The organism is Bacteroides sp. DH3716P (assembly GCF_025914115.1).
GTDB classification, from domain to species: domain Bacteria; phylum Bacteroidota; class Bacteroidia; order Bacteroidales; family Bacteroidaceae; genus Bacteroides; species Bacteroides ovatus.
In genome coordinates, this window is sequence record NZ_CP083673.1 from 894130 (window position 1) to 913358 (window position 19229).

Annotated in this window: 14 protein-coding genes and 1 tRNA gene; 6 read left to right on the top strand and 9 right to left on the bottom strand. The window is 41.3% G+C overall.

Annotated elements, in window-relative coordinates; all coding sequences use genetic code 11:
* Positions 1-22: 22 nt before the first annotated feature.
* Both KQP79_RS03080 and KQP79_RS03085 read right to left on the bottom strand, forming a co-directional pair.
* Entirely contained in the window at positions 23-916 is an 894-nt protein-coding gene (locus KQP79_RS03080; RefSeq protein ID WP_120080263.1) for an efflux RND transporter periplasmic adaptor subunit, read from the bottom strand.
* A gap of 62 nt (positions 917-978) precedes the next feature.
* Positions 979-5304, bottom strand: coding sequence for a CusA/CzcA family heavy metal efflux RND transporter (locus KQP79_RS03085; protein ID WP_234120528.1), 4326 nt, complete (start codon positions 5302-5304; stop codon positions 979-981).
* A 210-nt stretch (positions 5305-5514) separates the two neighbouring features.
* Between KQP79_RS03085 and KQP79_RS03090 the strand changes: the two genes are divergently transcribed.
* Complete coding sequence (locus KQP79_RS03090; protein ID WP_032856121.1) at positions 5515-6057, top strand: glutathione peroxidase; 543 nt, start codon at positions 5515-5517, stop codon at positions 6055-6057.
* Here the strand turns inward: KQP79_RS03090 and KQP79_RS03095 are convergent.
* The 3 genes from KQP79_RS03095 to KQP79_RS03105 all read right to left on the bottom strand — a co-directional run bounded on the left by KQP79_RS03095 (position 6035) and on the right by KQP79_RS03105 (position 7950).
* Complete coding sequence (locus KQP79_RS03095) at positions 6035-6553, bottom strand: NUDIX hydrolase (protein ID WP_004301145.1); 519 nt, start codon at positions 6551-6553, stop codon at positions 6035-6037. The genes KQP79_RS03090 and KQP79_RS03095 overlap by 23 nt on opposite strands.
* A 44-nt stretch (positions 6554-6597) precedes the next feature.
* A complete protein-coding gene (locus KQP79_RS03100) occupies positions 6598-7818 on the bottom strand; it encodes an S-adenosylmethionine:tRNA ribosyltransferase-isomerase (RefSeq protein WP_074706649.1) in 1221 nt (406 codons plus the stop codon).
* Positions 7819-7875: 57 nt separating this feature from the next.
* Positions 7876-7950: transfer RNA gene (locus KQP79_RS03105), tRNA-Pro, on the bottom strand.
* A gap of 463 nt (positions 7951-8413) precedes the next feature.
* Here KQP79_RS03105 and KQP79_RS03110 point away from each other — a divergent pair.
* Positions 8414-9283, top strand: coding sequence for a helix-turn-helix domain-containing protein (locus KQP79_RS03110; RefSeq protein ID WP_004314597.1), 870 nt, complete (start codon positions 8414-8416; stop codon positions 9281-9283).
* Between the two features lie 112 nt (positions 9284-9395).
* Here KQP79_RS03110 and aroB read toward each other — a convergent pair whose 3' ends face one another.
* Entirely contained in the window at positions 9396-10457 is a 1062-nt protein-coding gene (gene aroB / locus KQP79_RS03115) for a 3-dehydroquinate synthase (protein ID WP_008020580.1), read from the bottom strand.
* A gap of 80 nt (positions 10458-10537) precedes the next feature.
* On the opposite strand from aroB, the gene KQP79_RS03120 reads away from it, so the two are divergent.
* The 3 genes from KQP79_RS03120 (at position 10538) to cls (ending at position 15519) form a co-directional block, all read left to right on the top strand.
* The gene (locus KQP79_RS03120) at positions 10538-10942 is read left to right on the top strand and encodes a hypothetical protein (protein ID WP_004305412.1); all 405 of its coding nucleotides are present in this window, start codon (positions 10538-10540) and stop codon (positions 10940-10942) included.
* An 83-nt stretch (positions 10943-11025) separates the two neighbouring features.
* Complete coding sequence (locus tag KQP79_RS03125) at positions 11026-13947, top strand: TonB-dependent receptor (protein ID WP_004311007.1); 2922 nt, start codon at positions 11026-11028, stop codon at positions 13945-13947.
* Between the two features lie 132 nt (positions 13948-14079).
* Positions 14080-15519: a cardiolipin synthase gene (cls, locus tag KQP79_RS03130; protein ID WP_061447537.1), complete on the top strand. Its 1440-nt coding sequence runs from the start codon at positions 14080-14082 to the stop codon at positions 15517-15519.
* 24 nt (positions 15520-15543) lie between these two features.
* Here cls and KQP79_RS03135 read toward each other — a convergent pair whose 3' ends face one another.
* Genes KQP79_RS03135 through KQP79_RS03145 form a run of 3 tightly spaced genes read right to left on the bottom strand, consistent with a single transcriptional unit; the run spans position 15544 to position 17524 of the window.
* On the bottom strand, positions 15544-16077 hold the full coding sequence (locus tag KQP79_RS03135; protein ID WP_004314595.1) for an RsmD family RNA methyltransferase: 534 nt from the start codon (positions 16075-16077) through the stop codon (positions 15544-15546).
* Positions 16068-16838, bottom strand: coding sequence for a DUF3822 family protein (locus tag KQP79_RS03140; RefSeq protein WP_004311006.1), 771 nt, complete (start codon positions 16836-16838; stop codon positions 16068-16070). The genes KQP79_RS03135 and KQP79_RS03140 overlap by 10 nt, the downstream gene beginning before the upstream one ends.
* Positions 16838-17524: a hypothetical protein gene (locus KQP79_RS03145; RefSeq protein WP_004301363.1), complete on the bottom strand. Its 687-nt coding sequence runs from the start codon at positions 17522-17524 to the stop codon at positions 16838-16840. The genes KQP79_RS03140 and KQP79_RS03145 overlap by 1 nt, the downstream gene beginning before the upstream one ends.
* A gap of 95 nt (positions 17525-17619) precedes the next feature.
* Here KQP79_RS03145 and KQP79_RS03150 point away from each other — a divergent pair, with 95 nt between their 5' ends.
* Positions 17620-19038: an ATP-dependent DNA helicase gene (locus KQP79_RS03150; protein ID WP_004311005.1), complete on the top strand. Its 1419-nt coding sequence runs from the start codon at positions 17620-17622 to the stop codon at positions 19036-19038.
* The last annotated feature ends 191 nt before the right edge of the window (positions 19039-19229 follow it).

Below are 19229 nucleotides of genomic sequence, written 5' to 3' on the forward strand. Positions count from 1 at the left end.
TGCTGTTGTCACAGTTGGTCAATTATTGTTTCTGAATGTGTGCCGTGATATACATACCGGGGCGGAATTGTACATTTTCCTCCTTGATGGAAGCATATACCTCGAGCGAACGATTGGTTTCGTCTACTTTTTGTCCGATGGAAATCACGATACCGTGAAAGGTTTGTGTCCCCATTCCGTTTACACGAAACTGTACCGGGCTGCCGACTTGTATGTCTGCAAGATCTTTCTCGTAAGTAGTCAGGCAAAGCATCGGGCTGCTTTTATCGATAAGTTCGCAAAGTGCTTCTCCCGGATTGATATATTTGCCGATATTCATCGCTACATTAGCGGCATAACCACTAATGGGGGCTTTGACTTCCAGTAGCGGTTGTATTCCGTTCTTAAGTAATGCCTCCGTTTGAACGCCTAAAAGAGAAAGTTGTGCAGCAGCGGCGTCCTGGCGACTCTTCATGGAGAGAAAGTCCGCTTTACTTTGCTGGAATTTCTTTTGAGAAGCTGCTTGTTCGGCAGACAGATTTTTTTGCCGTTCGTATTCAGCTAAGAGATATTCGGTTTGTGCGTGACTGTCCAGATAAGTTTGTTGCAGGGTGATGAACTCCGGATTCTCTAACGTGGCGATTACACTGTTTGCAGCCACCCATTGCCCTGGAAGCAGAGAAGCCTTTTTTACAATGCCTCCCATGGTTAAAGCAATGGTTGCCTGACGTTGAGGAGGAAGAACGATTCGTCCGTTGAACGAAACCTGATTAGGCTTTGAGGTAGCTGAAGTGATGGCATCCACTTCGGGTTGTGCGATGGTATCTGCTATCGTTTCGGCAACGGGAATTGCGGCGGATTCGTTATTTGTAGTTTGCTGGTTTCCTTTGCAAGCCGTTAGAACTAGTAAAAGGATGGGATAAACTATTTTTTTCATATCTTATGTTTTATAATAATTATTCAGGGTGATGTATCTCATTCAATGTCTCGATTTTCCACCTACTTGAAAAGTTCATATTCCAGTGCAGCAATATTGTATTGGTAGACTGTTTCAATATAGCCTCTGCGTATCTCTCTGGCGGTGGTAATCGACTGTATATATTCGGCAATGCCTGTTTCGCTCTGCTGCAATTGCAGGTTGGCTGCCTTTGTCAGTTCATCCGCTTCTTTCAAGGCAGAAGAGGTATAATATCGTAAACTCTCATTATATCTGCGAAGGGATGCTTCCAGTTCGAGTGTCTTATTTCTTAACTCCCGGATGTTGGCGTCTGCCTGTATTTGCGCTGAAGTGGCAGTTAGCCGTGCCTGCTTCACTTTGCTCTTTTGTGGCAGGAAGTAGATGGGGAAAGAAACCCCGATCATCCAGGCATTCAGATTCTTAAGTGGGAGAATGTCCTGACGTGTATACCCCACACTGATTTCAGGAAAGAAATGGCTCTGCTCTACATGGAGCATTGCTTTCGCTTCATCTGCCTGGCTTTGAAAGTAAGCAGTATGTGCTCCCGATAGGTTTCCATCCGAAATGCCGGTATAGAATAAGGATAAAGTGGAATCTACCGGAACAATGGGATCGTTGGAGTAGCAACTCCATTGAAAACGTGCCAATGCCATTTTCTCTTCTTCTTTTGCTTGGAACCAGCGGTTATGCAGATCGGCAGCTATGGTGGTCATCATATTTTTTTCGAGCAAGGTAATCTCTCCTTGTTGGTATCGTAATTCTCCGATGCGCTGCAGCTCTTCTGCCATTTTATCCTGATCCCGATACATTGAGCAGAGATTAGTGGCATATTGGTAGTAGGCCCACGCCCTTTTCACTTCTGCTGTGATTTCTTTCTCTACCATCTGCCGATAATAGGTGTTCGTTTTTACCTGACGGTTGACTAACGCATTCTTGTAGAATGGCGTTAGAAGGGAGCCCAGGCTTTGCTCGAAAGCCAGTTCCTTGTCTTTTTTGTTTTCTCCGTTAAGTTGACCCCAGGAATAGCTGAACGAGGTAGGCGTTGCTTCTATCACTTCTCCGCGAGTGGCTTTGGCTTGTTGAATAGCATTATTGGCTATTTTCAGGCGAGGATGATTTTGTTTGGCTATTTCTATCGCCTGTTCGAGACTAACAGTTTGTGTCTGTTGAGCGGAAACGAACGCGGGAAGAAATAAGAACAGGAGAAACAATTCCCCGAAAGGCCGGTGCAGTTTGATTCCCGGGCGTCTCCAGGTAGCAAATGAATTTACAATTTTGTAAAACACCGGAATGATGAGTAAAGTCAGTACGGTAGAAATAATCAAGCCACCGATGACCACTGTTGCCAACGGACGTTGTACTTCTGCGCCGGCTGAAGTGGCTATTGCCATCGGGACGAATCCCAAAGATGCAACCAGTCCTGTCAGGAATACAGGACGGAGCAAGTGTGGAGTCCCTCTTTTGATAATCTGGTTTGTAGTCATGGAATAGGTATTTTGTTTACGAAGTTCGTTGAAGTGATTTACCATCAGGATACCATTCAATACTGCTACCCCGAACAAAGCAATGAATCCTACTCCGGCCGATATGCTAAACGGGAGCCCGCGTAGCCAAAGTGCGGCGATACCACCGATGAGCGATAGGGGGACGGTTGAGAATACCATCAGGGTATAGGTGATGTTCTTGAATGCGAAGAACAGAATCAACAGAATAAGCATTAATGCCACTGGGATGACCACCAGTAAGGTATTGATGGCATTTTGCAAGTTTTCGAACTGGCCGCCGTATTCGAAGTAATATCCCGGCTTCAGTTTGATGTTCTTGTCCAGTGTCTCTTGAATATTGGCGACAACTTGCTGGATGTCTGCGTCACGCACATTGACACCGATGACGATGCGCCGTTTGGTTGCATCCCGATTGATTTGCAGTGGCCCACTGACAAGGTCGATGCTTGCTACCTCTCCAACAGGAATTTGAATTCCTTCCGAAGTGCGTACAAACAACTTATCAAGATTCAAGTCGGCCACTTTCTCCTGGTCAAGCCGTACCACGAGATCGAATCTCCGTTCGTTTTCAAAGACTACACCTGTTGACTCTCCGGCATAGGCAGTTCGGATAATGGTGTTAAGCTCTTGTATGTTGATGCCGTAACGGGCTATTTTGCTACGGTTGTATTTCACTACCAATTGGGGTAATCTCATCGTCTGCTCAACGATGACATCCGCTGCTCCCGGCACTTTTTCTACAAAGGTAGCTGCTTCTTTGGCTCTTTCATATAATTCGTGCGTGTCTTCTCCATATAGTTTGATGGCAATATCTGCTTTTGCTCCCGTCATCAGCTCGTTGAAGCGAAGCTGTATCGGTTGCGAGAAGTTGAATTCGGCACGTTCAGAGAGCGGAGCAAGTGCATCTTTCATTTTATCCACCATTTCTGCACGGCTTCCGGCACTTGTCCATTCTTTGAATGGTTTCATGATAATCATCACATCAGCATCTTCCACTGCCATCGGGTCAGTGGGAACTTCCGCCGTTCCTATTTTGGCTACCACGTGTTTGATTTCAGGGAATTTATCCATTAATGCTTTCTCTGCCAAGCGGGAAACTTCGATACTTTCGGTCAGCGAACTTCCTGCGGGTAGTGTCATTTGCATGGCAAAATCACCTTCGTCCAAAGTGGGAATGAACTCTGCTCCCAGGCGGGTAAAGAGAAAAAGTGAACCGATCAGCGCGGAGAAGGCTATGATGACGGTACGCCATTTGTAACGAAGACAGGCGCGCAGGGTGTGCTGGTAGATCTTGTTCAGTTTCTCGAAGAAGCGGTCGGCAAGGGTGGGTTTCACAACAATGGTATGCTTCAGAAAGAGGGAGGCCATCATAGGAACATAAGTCAGTGAGAGAATTAAGGCTCCGATAATGCAGAACACAAGTGTTTTTGCCATGGGGGTGAAGTATTTCCCTTCAATCCCGTTCAATGTAAGGATGGGGAAGAAGACGATAAGGATAATCAACACTGCAAAAGTGGCCGAACGTGTAACGCCGGAAGCTCCTTTTTCCACTTCTTTGTCCATCTCTTTGCGGGTCAGTGTGCGGCCTCGGAATTGTTTTCCGTAAATGTGGGCGAGGATACCTTCCAATATAACGATAGAGCCATCTACTACAATACCAAAGTCAATGGCACCGAGACTCATTAGATTGGCGGTGACATTGAATACACGCATCATGATAAAAGCGAAAAGCATTGCCAGCGGGATGACGGATGCGACAATCAGTCCGGCACGGAGGTTGCCGAGGAAGAGGATGAGTACAAGGAAGACGATAACCGCTCCTTCAATCAGGTTGTTGACAACCGTAGAGATGTTCCGGTTTACCAGTTCCGAACGGTTCAAGTAAGGTTCTATACTGACTCCTTCGGGTAATAGCTGCTGTATTTTTTCTACCCGTTTTTCGAGTTCTTGAGTCACTACATTTGCGTTGGCACCTTTCAGCATCATGGCAATTCCGCCGACACACTCGCCCTCACCATCCTTTGTCATGGCACCGAAACGCTTTGGAGAACCGAAGCGGACAACTCCTACATCACTGATATGTACCGGAATCCCATTCCGGTTGGTCACTACAATCTGTTCAATATCCTTGATGCGGGTAATCATACCTTCCGACCGGATATAGTAGGCATTCTTTATCTTCTCAATGTAGCTTCCGCCGGTATTTTGGTTGTTGCTGCTAAGTGCTTCGAACACCTCGCCGATAGTGATATTCAAAGAAAACAGGGCGTCCGGATCGACGGCTACTTCATATTGTTTCAAGTAACCGCCGAAACTATTGATTTCTACTATACCGGGTATACCGGACAACTGACGTTTCACCATCCAATCTTGAATGGTGCGGAGTTCCATTGCGTCATATTTCTTCTCATATCCGGGAGCTACCTTTAATATATACTGGTAAATCTCTCCCAGACCGGTAGTGATGGGCATCATCTCCGGTGTTCCGAGCTCGGAGGGAATTTCGCTTGTTACGCTTTGTATTTGTTCATTTATCAGCTGCCGTGCATCGAGTGTGGGGACACTTTCTTTAAAAACGACCGTTACGACCGATAGTCCGAAGCGGCTGACAGAACGGATATCTTCGACATTCATAATATTGCTCATCGCTATTTCGATAGGCATAGTGATGAGCTGTTCCACCTCTTGTGGCGCGAGTGTAGGGGATACGGTCACTATTTGTACCTGATTATTGGTAATGTCGGGCACGGCATCAATAGGTAGTGTCAGCATCGCATAGATACCTCCGATAAACAGGAAGAGAGTAGTGAGTCCTACAAATAGTTTCTTCTTGATTGAAAAACGTACAATAGCTGTAAACATGACTTTCGTTGTATTATTATTTCACAGTACAAAATTACGGCCTATCTTCATCCGTTATCACTAAGAATAAATGAAGCGGAAAGATTGTGGGGTGAAGTGACGGATTGGGGAATTGAAAGATGTAAAATCATAGTTCTTGTTTCACTGCTGAACAAACATTTCTTTCAGTTTACTCGTTTAATATAAAAACAAACTAAATGTATATTCAGCATGAAAACATTCGTCTTGATGATGGTAAGCCTGTTGTTTGCAATTTCTTCGGAAGCGCAAAACAAGTCTTTTTATGATTTTACAGTGAAAACTATTGATGGTAAGGACTTTCCTCTTTCTTCACTGAAAGGTAAGAAAGTGCTGGTAGTCAACGTGGCATCTAAGTGTGGGCTGACGCCCCAGTATGCTCAACTGGAGAAACTATATGAGAAATATAAAGAAAAAAACTTTGTTGTTATCGGTTTTCCGGCGAATAACTTTATGGGACAAGAACCGGGTAGTAATGAGGAAATAGCCAAGTTCTGTTCTTTGAACTATGATGTTACTTTTCCGATGATGGCTAAGATTTCCGTTAAAGGAAAAGATATGGCTCCTCTTTACCAATGGTTGACGGAGAAAAAACAGAATGGAAAAGAAAGTGCACCGGTTCAGTGGAACTTTCAGAAGTTTATGATTGATGAGAACGGACATTGGGCGGGAGTTGTGTCTCCGAAAGAAAGTCCGTTCTCTGAAAAGATTATTACTTGGATAGAGAAGGAATAAGAGAGACTTTTTTCAGCTCTTCTTCGAAGTTGGGAGTGAAGATTCCTTTACCCAGATTTTCTTTTATTTCTTCGATCTTCCAAAATCGTCCACCGTCCAGTTCGTCGCTGGGATGGATTTCTTCCTCATAAACGGTTTTGTGGACAAAAACAAGCTCTTTTTCACGGCTGGATTCAAAAATATAACTGGTGAGAAGCTCGGGAGTGAAGTCTGTGATGCCTAATTCTTCACGGACTTCTCTCTTTAGGGCGATTTCTACGCTTTCGCCCAAATCAATATGTCCGCCTACAGCCGTATCCCATTTCCCCGGTTGAATGTCTTTCCATTCGGGGCGTTTCTGTAAGTAGATGTCTCCTTGGGCATTGAATACGTGAAGGTGAACTACCGGATGAAGCAGTTTGCTACCGCTGTGACATTCTCCGCGAGTGGCAGCTCCGGTGATATTTCCCTGTTCGTCTACGATAGGGAACATTTCCTGGTTATTATCGCTTGGCATAGTGTCTTTTATATTGCGTAAAATCTTTTGGAGAGAAGAATATCTTATGGTATTAATAAAGAAGAATCTCCATAACTTAGGAACCGGAAATCATGCGCCAGTGCATAATCATAAATAGTGCGCCAATTCCCTTTTACAAAAGCTGAAACCAAAAGCAGCAAGGTACTTTGCGGCTGATGGAAATTAGTAACCATCGCTTTCACTATTTTATAATTGTATCCCGGTGCTATGATAATCTGTGTACTGGTGTGAAGGGTTTCTAAACCATTCCTGTCGAGATATCCTAATATCTTTTGCAACGCAACAACGGGAGGAATCTGGTCGTACTTTTCATAAGGCTGCCATTGTTTGACACGTAGTTCTTCTTCCGTAGCATACGGATTTTCAGCCAATGTAACTCCAATGTGATACAGGCTTTCCAGAGTCCGTACAGAAGTAGTCCCTACTGCAATAGCACAACCGTCGTGGTCAATCAGTTTTTTGATGGTGCTCCGGTTGACCGATATATATTCCGTGTGCATTTCGTGACCTTCGATTTCTTCACTTTTTACAGGTTTGAATGTGCCTGCTCCTACATGTAGAGTTAATTCTTCAAGATTAATCCCTTTTTCTTGAAGAGCATCCAATACTCGTGGAGTAAAATGTAATCCCGCCGTAGGCGCAGCTACCGAACCTTTAATCTTAGAATAAACAGTTTGATAAGTCTCCTTGTCACTTTCTTCCGTATCCCGGTTTAAGTAAGGAGGAATAGGAAGTTCTCCGAATACTTCAAGGATATCGGCAAACGTCACTTCCGGATTATCCCATGCAAAATCTACCCAATGGCTGGTTCCTTTGCATTCTCCTCGGGTAGCGGTCAGAGTAATGGGGAATCCTTTGACGGTCATTTCACGTTTCAACTGTCTGTCTTTCCATTTCTTCAGATTGCCGATCATGCAAAGCCAGGCGGCATGTGCTGTCTGTTGGAAATTTAAGACATAATCGTTTGGCTGGATCGGTTCAAGACAAAACACTTCGATCAGTGCTCCCGTCTCTTTTCGAAAATGGAGGCGTGCCTGAATGACTTTTGTATTATTGAATATCATCAGGCTGCCTTGCGGCAGATATTCCGGCAAAGACGTGAAAACATCTTCACTAACTTCTCCACGACGGTATATTAAGAGTTTGGACTGGTCGCGGGTAGGCAACGGGAATTTAGCAATACGTTCATCCAAAAGAGGATAACTGTATTCACTGATATGGATATGTCTAGGATCTTCTTTCATTGTTTTCTAAAATAAAAAGAGGTTAGAACCCATTCGGTTTCTAACCTCTTTAACCAGTCGGGGTGACTGGATTCGAACCAGCGACCACACGCCCCCCAGACGCGTACTCTAACCGGGCTGAGCTACACCCCGAATTGCGGATGCAAAAGTACAGATTAATTTTTAATTAGCAAATAATCCGTTGATTTTTCTAGTATGAATTGTGCCGATTTATAGCTATTATTCTGATTATTAGTCTTTCTTGTGAACATACAAATCTTTATTTCAATGAGTTAGTAGTTTTTTTGATTGCCTCTTATGTGATATAAAAGTACATTTCTTTAATTTTGCTTGAATTAGAAAACAATCTGCTTATTTTTCATTTGAAAGCATTAATCCTTTTCCTGTCCTAAAAACACTATAAAAACCAGGTCAGTCTATAATAAAACGAAATAGGAAAATGATAAATGAACTAACAATCAGAGAGTTTGTTTATAAATTAATGTAAATAAAAGGTGTTTGACTTCCTTAGTATGATACTATATTTCCATTTTTGGTGCGTGGTAAATTAGGAAGTTATACATTTGTAAAAAGACTTAGTTTAGAAAGGTGTTAAATGTTAGACATTAAAAATAGAGAGACATTAGAGATATACGTCCTGGGTGACGATTTTAAATTTTATCAAAATCTGAAGTATCTTCCTTTGACTTCTTATCCTTCTAATAATCAATCAGCTTTGATTATATATTGTTTAGGTGGAAAGGCCAAAATTACAGTGCATGAAGATGTACATTGGATACAACCGGAGGAATTGATTATATTATTACCCGGACAATTTGTCTCATTTAGTGAGCCAAGTGAAGATTTCTCGACCGTTACGATGGTTATATCTACTTCACTGTTTAGTGATGCGTTAAGTGGTGTGCCCAGATTTTCTCCGCATTTCTTTTTCTATATGCGGACTCATTACTGGTATCCGCAGACGGAACGCGATATTCCCCGGATGTATAATTATCTGGGTATGATAAAAGATAAAGTTACCTCTCAAGATATATATAGGCGTGAGCTGATTATTCATTTGTTGAGGTATCTGTATCTGGAACTGTTCAATGCTTATCAAAAGGAATCGACCTTGATGACTGCCCGCAGGGATACCCGTAAAGAAGAGTTGGCTAATAAATTCTTTGGGCTTATCATGAAGCATTTTAAGGAGAATAAGGATGTGGCTTTTTATGCGGATAAACTGTGTATTACTTCCAAATACCTGACTATGGTAATTAAGGAGACAAGCGGGAAGTCTGCTAAAGACTGGATTGTTGAATACATCATATTAGAAATCAAGGCTTTGTTGAAAAACACAAGCCTGAACATTCAGGAAATAGCGATTAAAACGAACTTTGCGAATCAATCGTCGCTTGGACGTTTTTTTAGAAAGCATACAGGAATGTCGCTTTCACAATATCGAATGAGTAACTTAGAACAATAGTGCGGACAATTGCCTCACAATAGGCAATAATATCTATAGGGATTGGGAAGAGAAAGGGAATGAAGTCTATTTCATTCCCTTTTACTATGTGGTATATCTGATGTAGGATGGATTAAATTCCCATACATTCGCGATAGAAGTCGAGCATTTCGAAGATAGTGTCCTTATCGGCAGTCTGATTGATGCAAATGTCTCCAATATCTTTTAGTAAGGTGAAATTGATAGTACCTGAAGTATTCTTTTTATCATGCGTCATAAATGCATACAGTTGGTCATATTTCTTGCAGTCGAAAGTAAATACACCATAATTATCCTTGATAAACTGGATCGTTTGCCGCATTTTCTCTTTCGGGAAACCTACTTTGAGATGAGAAAGATACAGTTCGCACACAATTCCCCAAGCTACTGCATATCCATGTAATACAGGACGGTTTTCTGCCAGTGCCATACTTTCGAACGCATGTCCTACGGTGTGTCCCAGATTTAATGCTTTGCGGATTCCATGTTCGAAGGGATCCTGTTCTACAATATCTTCTTTCACTTGTACCGATTGACCTACCAATTGTTTGAGAGCTGCATAATCAATACTAGAGGAATCGAAATTGAGCAATTCTGCCCAATGTGCCGTATTGCTAATCAAACCGTGCTTCAACATTTCAGCATATCCGGAGAAGAAATTGTGTGTGTCCAATGTGCGTAGGAATTCAGTTTCAATCAATACACTGTTTGCCGGAGCGAAAGCACCGATTTCATTTTTCAGTCCGTTGAAGTTGATTCCTGTTTTACCCCCCACTGATGCGTCCACCATAGCGAGCAGAGTGGTTGGTATATTGATATAGGAAATGCCCCGTTTGAATGTAGCTGCGGCAAAACCTCCGAGATCTGTCACCATCCCTCCTCCAAGATTGATAAGTAAAGAGTGGCGGGTAGCCCCTTGAGTACTTAATGCCATCCAGACGGAAGCGAGTGTTTCCAGAGTTTTATGCACATCTTCTGCTCCGATACAGATTTCTACAGCATCTTTTAACAGATCCGATTCCTTTAGAGAAGGGAGACAAAGACGCTGGGTATGCTCGTCTGTGAGGACGAATAATTTGTCATGCGGACATAGCTCAATGGCACGACCGAGGCTCGTTTCCAAGCTTTCGCAGAGAATAACTTCTTGTTTACTCATGATTCTTTTGCTTTTTTACTCTGCAAATGTATATAAAATATCTTTTTTTACTTACTTTTGTCTCATTAAAACGTTTAATCATGAAAGCATTATTACCTGTATATTGTCGTCCTTTAGGATATGTTGTCTTGTTGGTAGCTCTGTTCATCCCTTTTATTTTGGTGATGCAGGGAGTAGTAACTGATACTAACTTGCTGTTTTATAAAGAATGTACAAAGTTGTTGATGATGGCAGGATGCTTGTTAATAATCTTTGCATTGAGTAAGAATGAAAGCCGTGAAACGGAGCAAATCCGGAATTCGGCTGTTCGTAATGCTATCTTTTTGACATTCTTGTTCGTCTTTGGTGGTATGTTGTGGCGTGTTATGCAAGGAGATGTGATAAACGTCGATACTTCCTCTTTCCTTACTTTTCTGGTTTTTAATGTGCTTTGTCTGGAGTTTGGTCTGAAAAAAGCGCTTGTTGATCGATTCTTTAAAAGATAATTTTCTTTTCAATTAAACCTTTTACGATTCGATTTGTCAAAAAGACATTGTTATTGCTACTAATATAATCGTAAATAAGGTAAATGAAAAGATTTTCAGCAGGGTTGGTGCTGATGTTGCTATGCACCTTCTCAATTTTTGCACAGAATAAGGTTATTACCGTTTCGGGACGTGTGGTGGAATCCGATACTAAAGAGCCCGCAGCGCAGGCTACAGTTCAATTGCTATCATTACCTGATAGTGCTTATGCCGCCGGTATAGCCAGTAGTAACCAAGGATGGTTTACTCTCCCCAAAGTAAAAGCCGGAAAATATGTGTTGAAAGTTTCCTATATTGGATTCCGAACCAAGCTCGTACCGGTACAATTATCTGCTAACGCCACTGATAAAAAATTGGGAACCATTACATTGGACCCTGATGCTGTCATGCTGAAGGAAGCGGTGATTACTGCCGAAGCTCCGCAGGTGGTCGTGAAAGAAGATACGCTGGAATATAACTCAACAGCTTACCGTACTCCCGAAGGGGCGATGCTCGAAGAGTTGGTGAAGAAACTTCCGGGAGCAGAAATAGACGATGACGGTAACGTCAAAATCAATGGTAAAGAAGTAAAGAAGATTATGGTGGATGGTAAAGAGTTCTTTGGCGGTGATGTGAAAACCGGATTGAAGAACTTACCGGTCAACATGATCGACAAACTGAAAACATACGATAAAAAATCGGACTTGGCACGTGTTACCGGAATAGATGACGGAGAAGAAGAAACTGTTCTTGACCTGAAAGTGAAGAAAGGTATGAATCAAGGTTGGTTTGGTAATGCAAGTGTTGCCGGTGGTACAGAAGATCGTTACGGAAGCAACTTGATGTTGAATCGTTTTGTCGATAATAGCCAATTCTCTTTAATCGGTTCTGCTAATAATGTGAACGATCAGGGATTCTCCGGTGGAGGTGGCGGACCTCGTTTCCGGAACAGCAATGGTTTGACTGCTACCAAGATGTTAGGGGCTAACTTTGCTACCCAGACTGAAAAATTGGAACTGGGAGGTAGTGCCCGTTATAATTTCAGTGATCGGGATGCAACATCTACAAACTACTCGGAACGTTTCCTGCAAAATGGAAATTCTTATTCAAATTCGAACAGTAAAGGCCGCAATAAGAATACGAACTTTAATGCAGACTTTCGGTTGGAGTGGAAACCGGACACATTGACAAATATCATTTTCCGTCCGAACGTTTCTTATGGAAAGTCTAATAGTTATTCTATTTCCGAATCGGGTACTTTTAATGGAGATCCATTTAATTTGGTGTCTAATCCTAATGAGTTTTTGAATAAGATTTTCTGGGGAAGTACGGATGATCCTTTAGAAGCTATTCGTGTCAACGCCAGTAATAGTGAATCAAAATCTGAAGGGCAGAATCTCTCTGCAAATGCTTCTTTGCAAGTGAATCGTAGATTGAATAATCAGGGACGAAACATCACTTTCCGTGGTACATTTAGTTATGGAGATAATGACAGCGAACAGTTTAGTGAATCATTGACGCGTTATTTTGATGATAATGCAAAAAAAGAAGATGATGAGCGTAAACAATATACTACTTCTCCAACCAAGAATTATGATTATACTGCCGAACTGACTTATAGCGAACCGATTGCGAGAGCTACCTTCTTACAGTTCCGCTATAAATTTCAATATAAATATAGTGAAAGTGACAGAAGTACATACAGCTTGATTCCTGATGCCGATAAAGGACAGGATTGGTTTTGGAATTTTGGTGATGGCCTGCCTGTAGGATATGAAGAGAATAAAGATAGAGATTTGAGTAAGTATGCTCAATATAAATATTATAACCATGATATTAATGCAGGACTAAATATTATCCGCGAGAAATATAGATTGAACTTTGGAGTATCTTTGCAACCGCAGAACACCAGATTGGATTATAAGAAGGCCGAAGTAGATACTGTGGTAAAAAGAAATGTGTTCAATTTTGCTCCTAACGTTGATTTTCGTTACAGATTTTCTAAAGTCAGCCAGTTGCGCTTTACCTATCGGGGACGTGCAAGCCAGCCGAGTATGGAAAATTTGCTTGATGTAACTGATGACTCTAATCCGTTGAATATCCGTAAGGGTAATCCGGGATTGAAACCTTCTTTCTCTCATTCTATGCGTTTGTTTTATAATACTTATAATGCAGATAAACAGCGTGGCATGATGGCTCATGCAAACTTGAATATGACTCAAAATAGCATTACTAATGCCACTACTTATAATCAGAGTACTGGTGGAGTGACTGTTAAACCGGAGAATATCAACGGAAACTGGAATGCGATGGGAATGTTTGGATTCAATACAGCATTGAGAGACAAGCGGTTTACCATAAATTCTTTTTCCCGTGCTAATTATACCAATGCGGTTTCTTATCTTTTTAATGACGATACTAAAATAAATGACAAGAACACTAGTACGACACTGACTTTCGGAGAGAATTTGAATGGAACTTTCCGTAACGACTGGTTTGAATTTACCTTGAATGGTTCAATCAACTATAACTTTGAGCGAAATCAACTGCGTCCGGAAAACAATCAAGAACCCTATACATTTGGTTATGGTGCAAGTACTAATATCTCTTTACCTTGGAGTATGACGTTGTCTACCAATATCACTAATAACGCTCGTCGTGGTTATCGTGATGCCAGTATGAATAAGAATGAACTTATTTGGAATGCACAGATTGCCCAAAACTTCCTGAAAGGCAATGCCGCAACCATCAGTTTTGAAGTATATGATATTCTGCGGCAGCAATCTAATATCAGCCGTTCGTTAACAGCCGATATGCGTTCTGTTTCTGAATATAACGGAATTAATAGCTACTGCATGCTTCGTTTCTCTTATCGTCTGAATGTTTTTGGAAATAAAGAAGCTCGCGGCAATATGCGTCATGGCGGTTTTGATGGTGGTGGACCTCGTGGCCCGCGTGGTGGCTTTGGAGGTGGCAGACCACACTAAAGCAGAGTAATAGGTTTAAATAAAAACAGGAAGTCCCGGCACAACGATTCAATGTTGTTGCCGGGACTTCTTTGTTAATCCGAGAATTTACTCTATATTTGTTGTTTAGTATCCGTATGAAAGGAGATTCCTATGATTGATTGGAACTATATGCTTAGCCAGATAGCAACAGTGGCTTTTGATATTCTTTATTTTGGAGCCATTATCGGTACGATTGTCATCATCATTCTTGACAACCGGAATCCGGTTAAAACCATGGCATGGATACTCATATTACTTTTCCTTCCTATTGTCGGACTTGTCTTTTATTTTTTCTTTGGGCGGAGTCAACGTCGCGAACGTATCATTGGGCAAAAAAGCTACGACCGCTTATTGAAGAAACCAATGGCCGAATATCTCGCACAGGATTGTTCGGACGTTCCTTATGAATACTCCCGTCTTATTCAGCTTTTCCAGCAAACGAATCAAGCGTTTCCATTTGAGGGGAACCGTGTGGCAGTCTATACCGAAGGATATACCAAACTTCAATCATTGTTGCGTGAACTGCAAAAAGCGAAGCAGCATATCCACATGGAATATTACATCTTTGAAGATGACGCTATCGGGCGTATGGTCAGGGATGTGCTGATAGAAAAAGCTTCTCACGGGGTTGAAGTACGGGTTATCTATGATGATGTAGGTTGCTGGCATGTGCCTAACCGTTTTTTTGAAGAAATGCGCAATGCCGGTATTGAAGTCAGGAGCTTTTTGAAAGTACGTTTTCCCTTATTTACCAGTAGGGTGAATTACCGCAACCATAGAAAGATTGTCGTTATTGACGGACGCGTGGGCTTCGTTGGGGGAATGAACCTGGCAGAACGTTATATGCGTGGCTTTTCTTGGGGGATTTGGCGAGATACGCATATCATGTTGGAAGGCAAGGCAGTGCATGGTTTACAAACGGCTTTTTTGCTTGATTGGTATTTTGTAGACCGTACGTTGATAACCGCTTCCCGTTATTTTCCGAAGATTGACTCTTGCGGAAGTTCTTTAGTGCAAATTGTCACGAGTGAGCCTATCGGGCCATGGAAAGAAATCATGCAGGGATTGACTGTTGCCATTACCAGTGCAAAAAAATATTTCTATATGCAAACACCTTATTTTTTGCCTACAGAACCAATATTAGCAGCTATGCAAACAGCAGCATTGTCTGGGGTGGATATACGCTTGATGTTACCGGAACGTGCAGATAACTGGATAACTCATCTTGGATCGCGTTCTTATTTGGCAGATGTGATGCAGGCAGGTGTTAAGGTCTATTTTTATAAGAAAGGTTTTCTACATTCTAAGCTGATGGTTTCAGATGATATGCTTTCCACTGTAGGCTCTACCAATGTTGACTTCCGTAGCTTTGAGCATAACTTTGAGGTGAATGCTTTTATGTATGACGTAGAAACTGCCCTTGAAATGAAAGAAATATTTCTTCAGGACCAGCGCGAAAGTACACAGATCTTTTTGAAGAATTGGGGCAGACGTTCGTGGAGACAAAAAGCTGTGGAGTCTATCGTGCGTTTATTGGCTCCGCTACTTTAATAAGGATGAAATTGTATTTGGATCTTATCTGAATAGTGAGAAGTTCACACTTCCATACACCCTTCTCTCAAGGAAATGTGGATTTTCTTCGAAATTATTATCTTTTCCATGCTCCAGTACCAATAATCCTCCTTCTTTGAGAAGATTATTCTGAAAGATTAATTCGGGTATTGTTTCCAACTCTTTTAAAGCGTAGGGAGGATCGGCAAAGATGAAGTCGAACTGTTCGCGGCCATTTTTGATAAACTTGAATACATCTCCGCGTATCGGCAGACATTTGTCTGTCTGCACCTCTTTCATAATTTTGCAGATGAATGAGTGATGTGCAGGATCTTTCTCAATGCTGATAACACGGTCGCATCCGCGGGATACCAATTCGATACTGATGCTTCCCGTTCCGGCAAACAAATCAAGAGCTGTTATTCCTTCTTCAAAATCGATATAGTTATTGAGTACATTAAACAGATTTTCTTTGGCGAAATCTGTCGTAGGGCGTGCTTTAAATGTCCGAGGCACGTCAAATCTTCTTCGTTTGTAAATACCGCTGATTACTCGCATGTTAATAAGGCTTGCATGTCAATATTAGTTGCAGGATTCATGATGAATACCTGTAGGATAAACTTTTTCAATTCACTCATTAAAACGTCTTTCTCCGGAAGTATTCCGGTTAGGTGTAACTCATCCCGTTCCTGATTAAACTCCAGTTGTTTCCAGGCGTACAATAAATAGTAAATACGGTCTTCTGTGTGCGTACATTCAAAGGAATTAGCCAGAAGCAGATGTCCTCGTTCAAAACAATAGATGTCAATGCCGTCTTTGCGTATAGAAGCATACATCTTCTTACTGTTTCCCAATCTGCTTTTTACAGAAAAATAATCGATGAATGGAGTAGATTGAGAATAGAAACGAGCTTCGGGATATTGTTCATTCAAAAAGGTCTGTGCGCTTTTGTCTATGCCGAAGATGACAGCTACATTATTCTTTCTTAGAATATTATAGAGCACCGTTTCGTTTTCTTTTTTCTGATGATTATGATAAAACAGAAGTTCCGCCTGTTCCTCTTCAAACAATTCTAATGGCGCAATCGTAAAACGCTTGCCTGCCATCATAATGTTTACTCGTTTGTAAGGATGATTGAGGAAATCCGATTCGTGAAAGAGTGTTTTTAGATTTGCTGTAAGGGATGAAGACGCATTTATCTCTTTCTCTATTATTGAAAGCGAATCGTCATGAATCGGGTTATAGATAGAAAAAGAAAATCCATCCGTACTAAGACGGATGGATAAAGTATATTGTTTTGATTTAGTAAAATCAATCATTATTCCCAGTTACCAGCACCATTGTTTGGAGTATCGATAGAACCTACCATCAAGCCGCTATATTTGCCTAGTTTAGAATCCAGGTCTTTTAGGTTGATGATTTCTTGTTTGTCAAGTCCGCTCAAATAAGTTTCGTATGGAGCTTTCACTTCGAACAAATATACCGGAGCACCAGACTTGGCAGTGTCATTTTTCACGTTCATTTCGAATTGAGCACCATTTCCGTGAGGAATATATTTCATAGAGTCGGCATTGAATCCTTTGGGATAGATAGTATCCAATACAGCTACCCACATAGTGTCACGTTTGAAGTTTTCAAGTCCCCATTTCTTAACTTCATCGTATCTACCGGTTTTCTTTGCTTTTTCGATGATAGCCATGGCTTTCTTTTCAGTCAGTCCATCTTCCAATTGCTTGTCAGTTAACATTCCCATCTTCATAACGAACGGCAATTTTTGATTTTTAACGAAATCAATCAGTGTGTCTAATTTGGGTGCATACATTCCGCGGTGCAGCGAACGGTATTCCTGCTGTGCCTTACGGATGTCGATCAAACGGGCAATGACTGCTTTTTCTCTTTCTTTTTTTGCGTTTTCAAAATTGATAGGACCCATAATGCTGGTGTAACAGATGTAAATCAGTGCAGCAGCACAAAGCACCAATACAATATTAAATACTGTTTTCATGATAAATTATGTTTTTAGTTGTTATATTCGCATCGCAAAAATAGAATAAATAAATTTAAATACGATAGTTCCTCGAACTTTTTTCTCGTACAAAAATGATAAATAACTATTTAGAAAGGCAAATTAAGGAAAATTTTCCTTATCAGCCAACTTTAGAGCAGGAAATTGCTGTAAAATCTCTTTCAGAGTTTCTGCTGTCCACACTGGCAGATGAAGTCTTTATCTTAAGAGGGTATGCTGGTACTGGTAAAACATCGTTGGTAGGGGCATTGGTGAAAACGATGGATCAGCTGCAGCAGAAATCTGTATTGTTGGCTCCTACAGGACGTGCGGCAAAAGTTTTTTCAGTGTATGCAGGACATCCGGCTTTTACTATTCATAAAAAAATATATAGACAACAATCTTTTTCTAATGAACTTAGTAACTTTTCGATCAATGACAATTTAGCTACCAATACATTGTTTATTGTCGACGAGGCTTCCATGATTTCAAACGAAGGACTGTCGGGCAGTATGTTTGGAACAGGACGTTTATTGGATGATTTGGTGCAATTTGTTTATTCAGGACAGGGATGTCGTCTCTTGTTAATGGGTGATACCGCGCAGCTTCCTCCGGTAGGAGAGGAGTTAAGCCCGGCACTTTTTTCCGATGCATTGAAGGGGTATGGACTTGAAGTACGTGAGATTGATCTTACTCAAGTAGTCCGTCAGGTGCAAGAATCCGGAATATTATGGAATGCCACACAGTTGAGGCAATTGATAGCAGAGGATGATTGTTATTCTCTGCCTAAGATAAAAATAGCAGGTTTTCCTGATATTAAACTGGTGCCGGGAACTGAACTGATAGAGGAACTAACTAATTGCTACGATCATGATGGTATGGATGAGACGATTGTTGTCTGTCGTTCCAATAAACGTGCAAACCTATATAACAATGGAATACGTGCTCAAATTCTTTGGCGTGAAGATGAATTGAATACAGGAGATATGTTGATGATAGCCAAAAATAATTACTATTGGACGGAGAAATATAAGGAGATGGATTTTATAGCTAATGGAGAAATTGCAGTTGTCCGGCGTGTTCGTCGAACTCGTGAAATATATGGTTTTCGTTTTGCCGAAGTTACTCTCCGCTTTCCTGATCAGAATGATTTTGAATTGGATGCGAATCTATTATTAGACACTTTACATTCGGACTCACCTGCATTGCCGAAAGAAGACAATGACCGATTGTTCTATACGGTACTTGAGGATTATATAGATATTCCAAACAAAAGAGACCGGATGAAAAAGATGAAAGCCGATCCGCATTACAATGCTTTGCAGGTGAAATATGCATACGCAATAACCTGTCATAAAGCGCAAGGCGGACAGTGGCAGAATGTGTTTTTAGATCAGGGGTATATGACAGATGAGTATTTGACTCCGGATTATTTCCGGTGGTTGTATACAGCTTTTACTCGGGCGACAAAGACACTGTATTTGGTGAATTACCCGAAAGAGCAGGTGGAATAGTTTTGTTTTTTGAATGACTCTTAATCTTTATATGATTTAGAGTTTTAAGGTTACATTGATTATATAATCAGTTGATTTCAATATTGTTGGATTCAAAAAGGTCTTTGAGTACTGGTTGTGGTTTGTTTATAGATGAAAAGAGTATTTTAAGATAAGAGCTAGCATTAGATAAAAATAGATAGCAATAATCC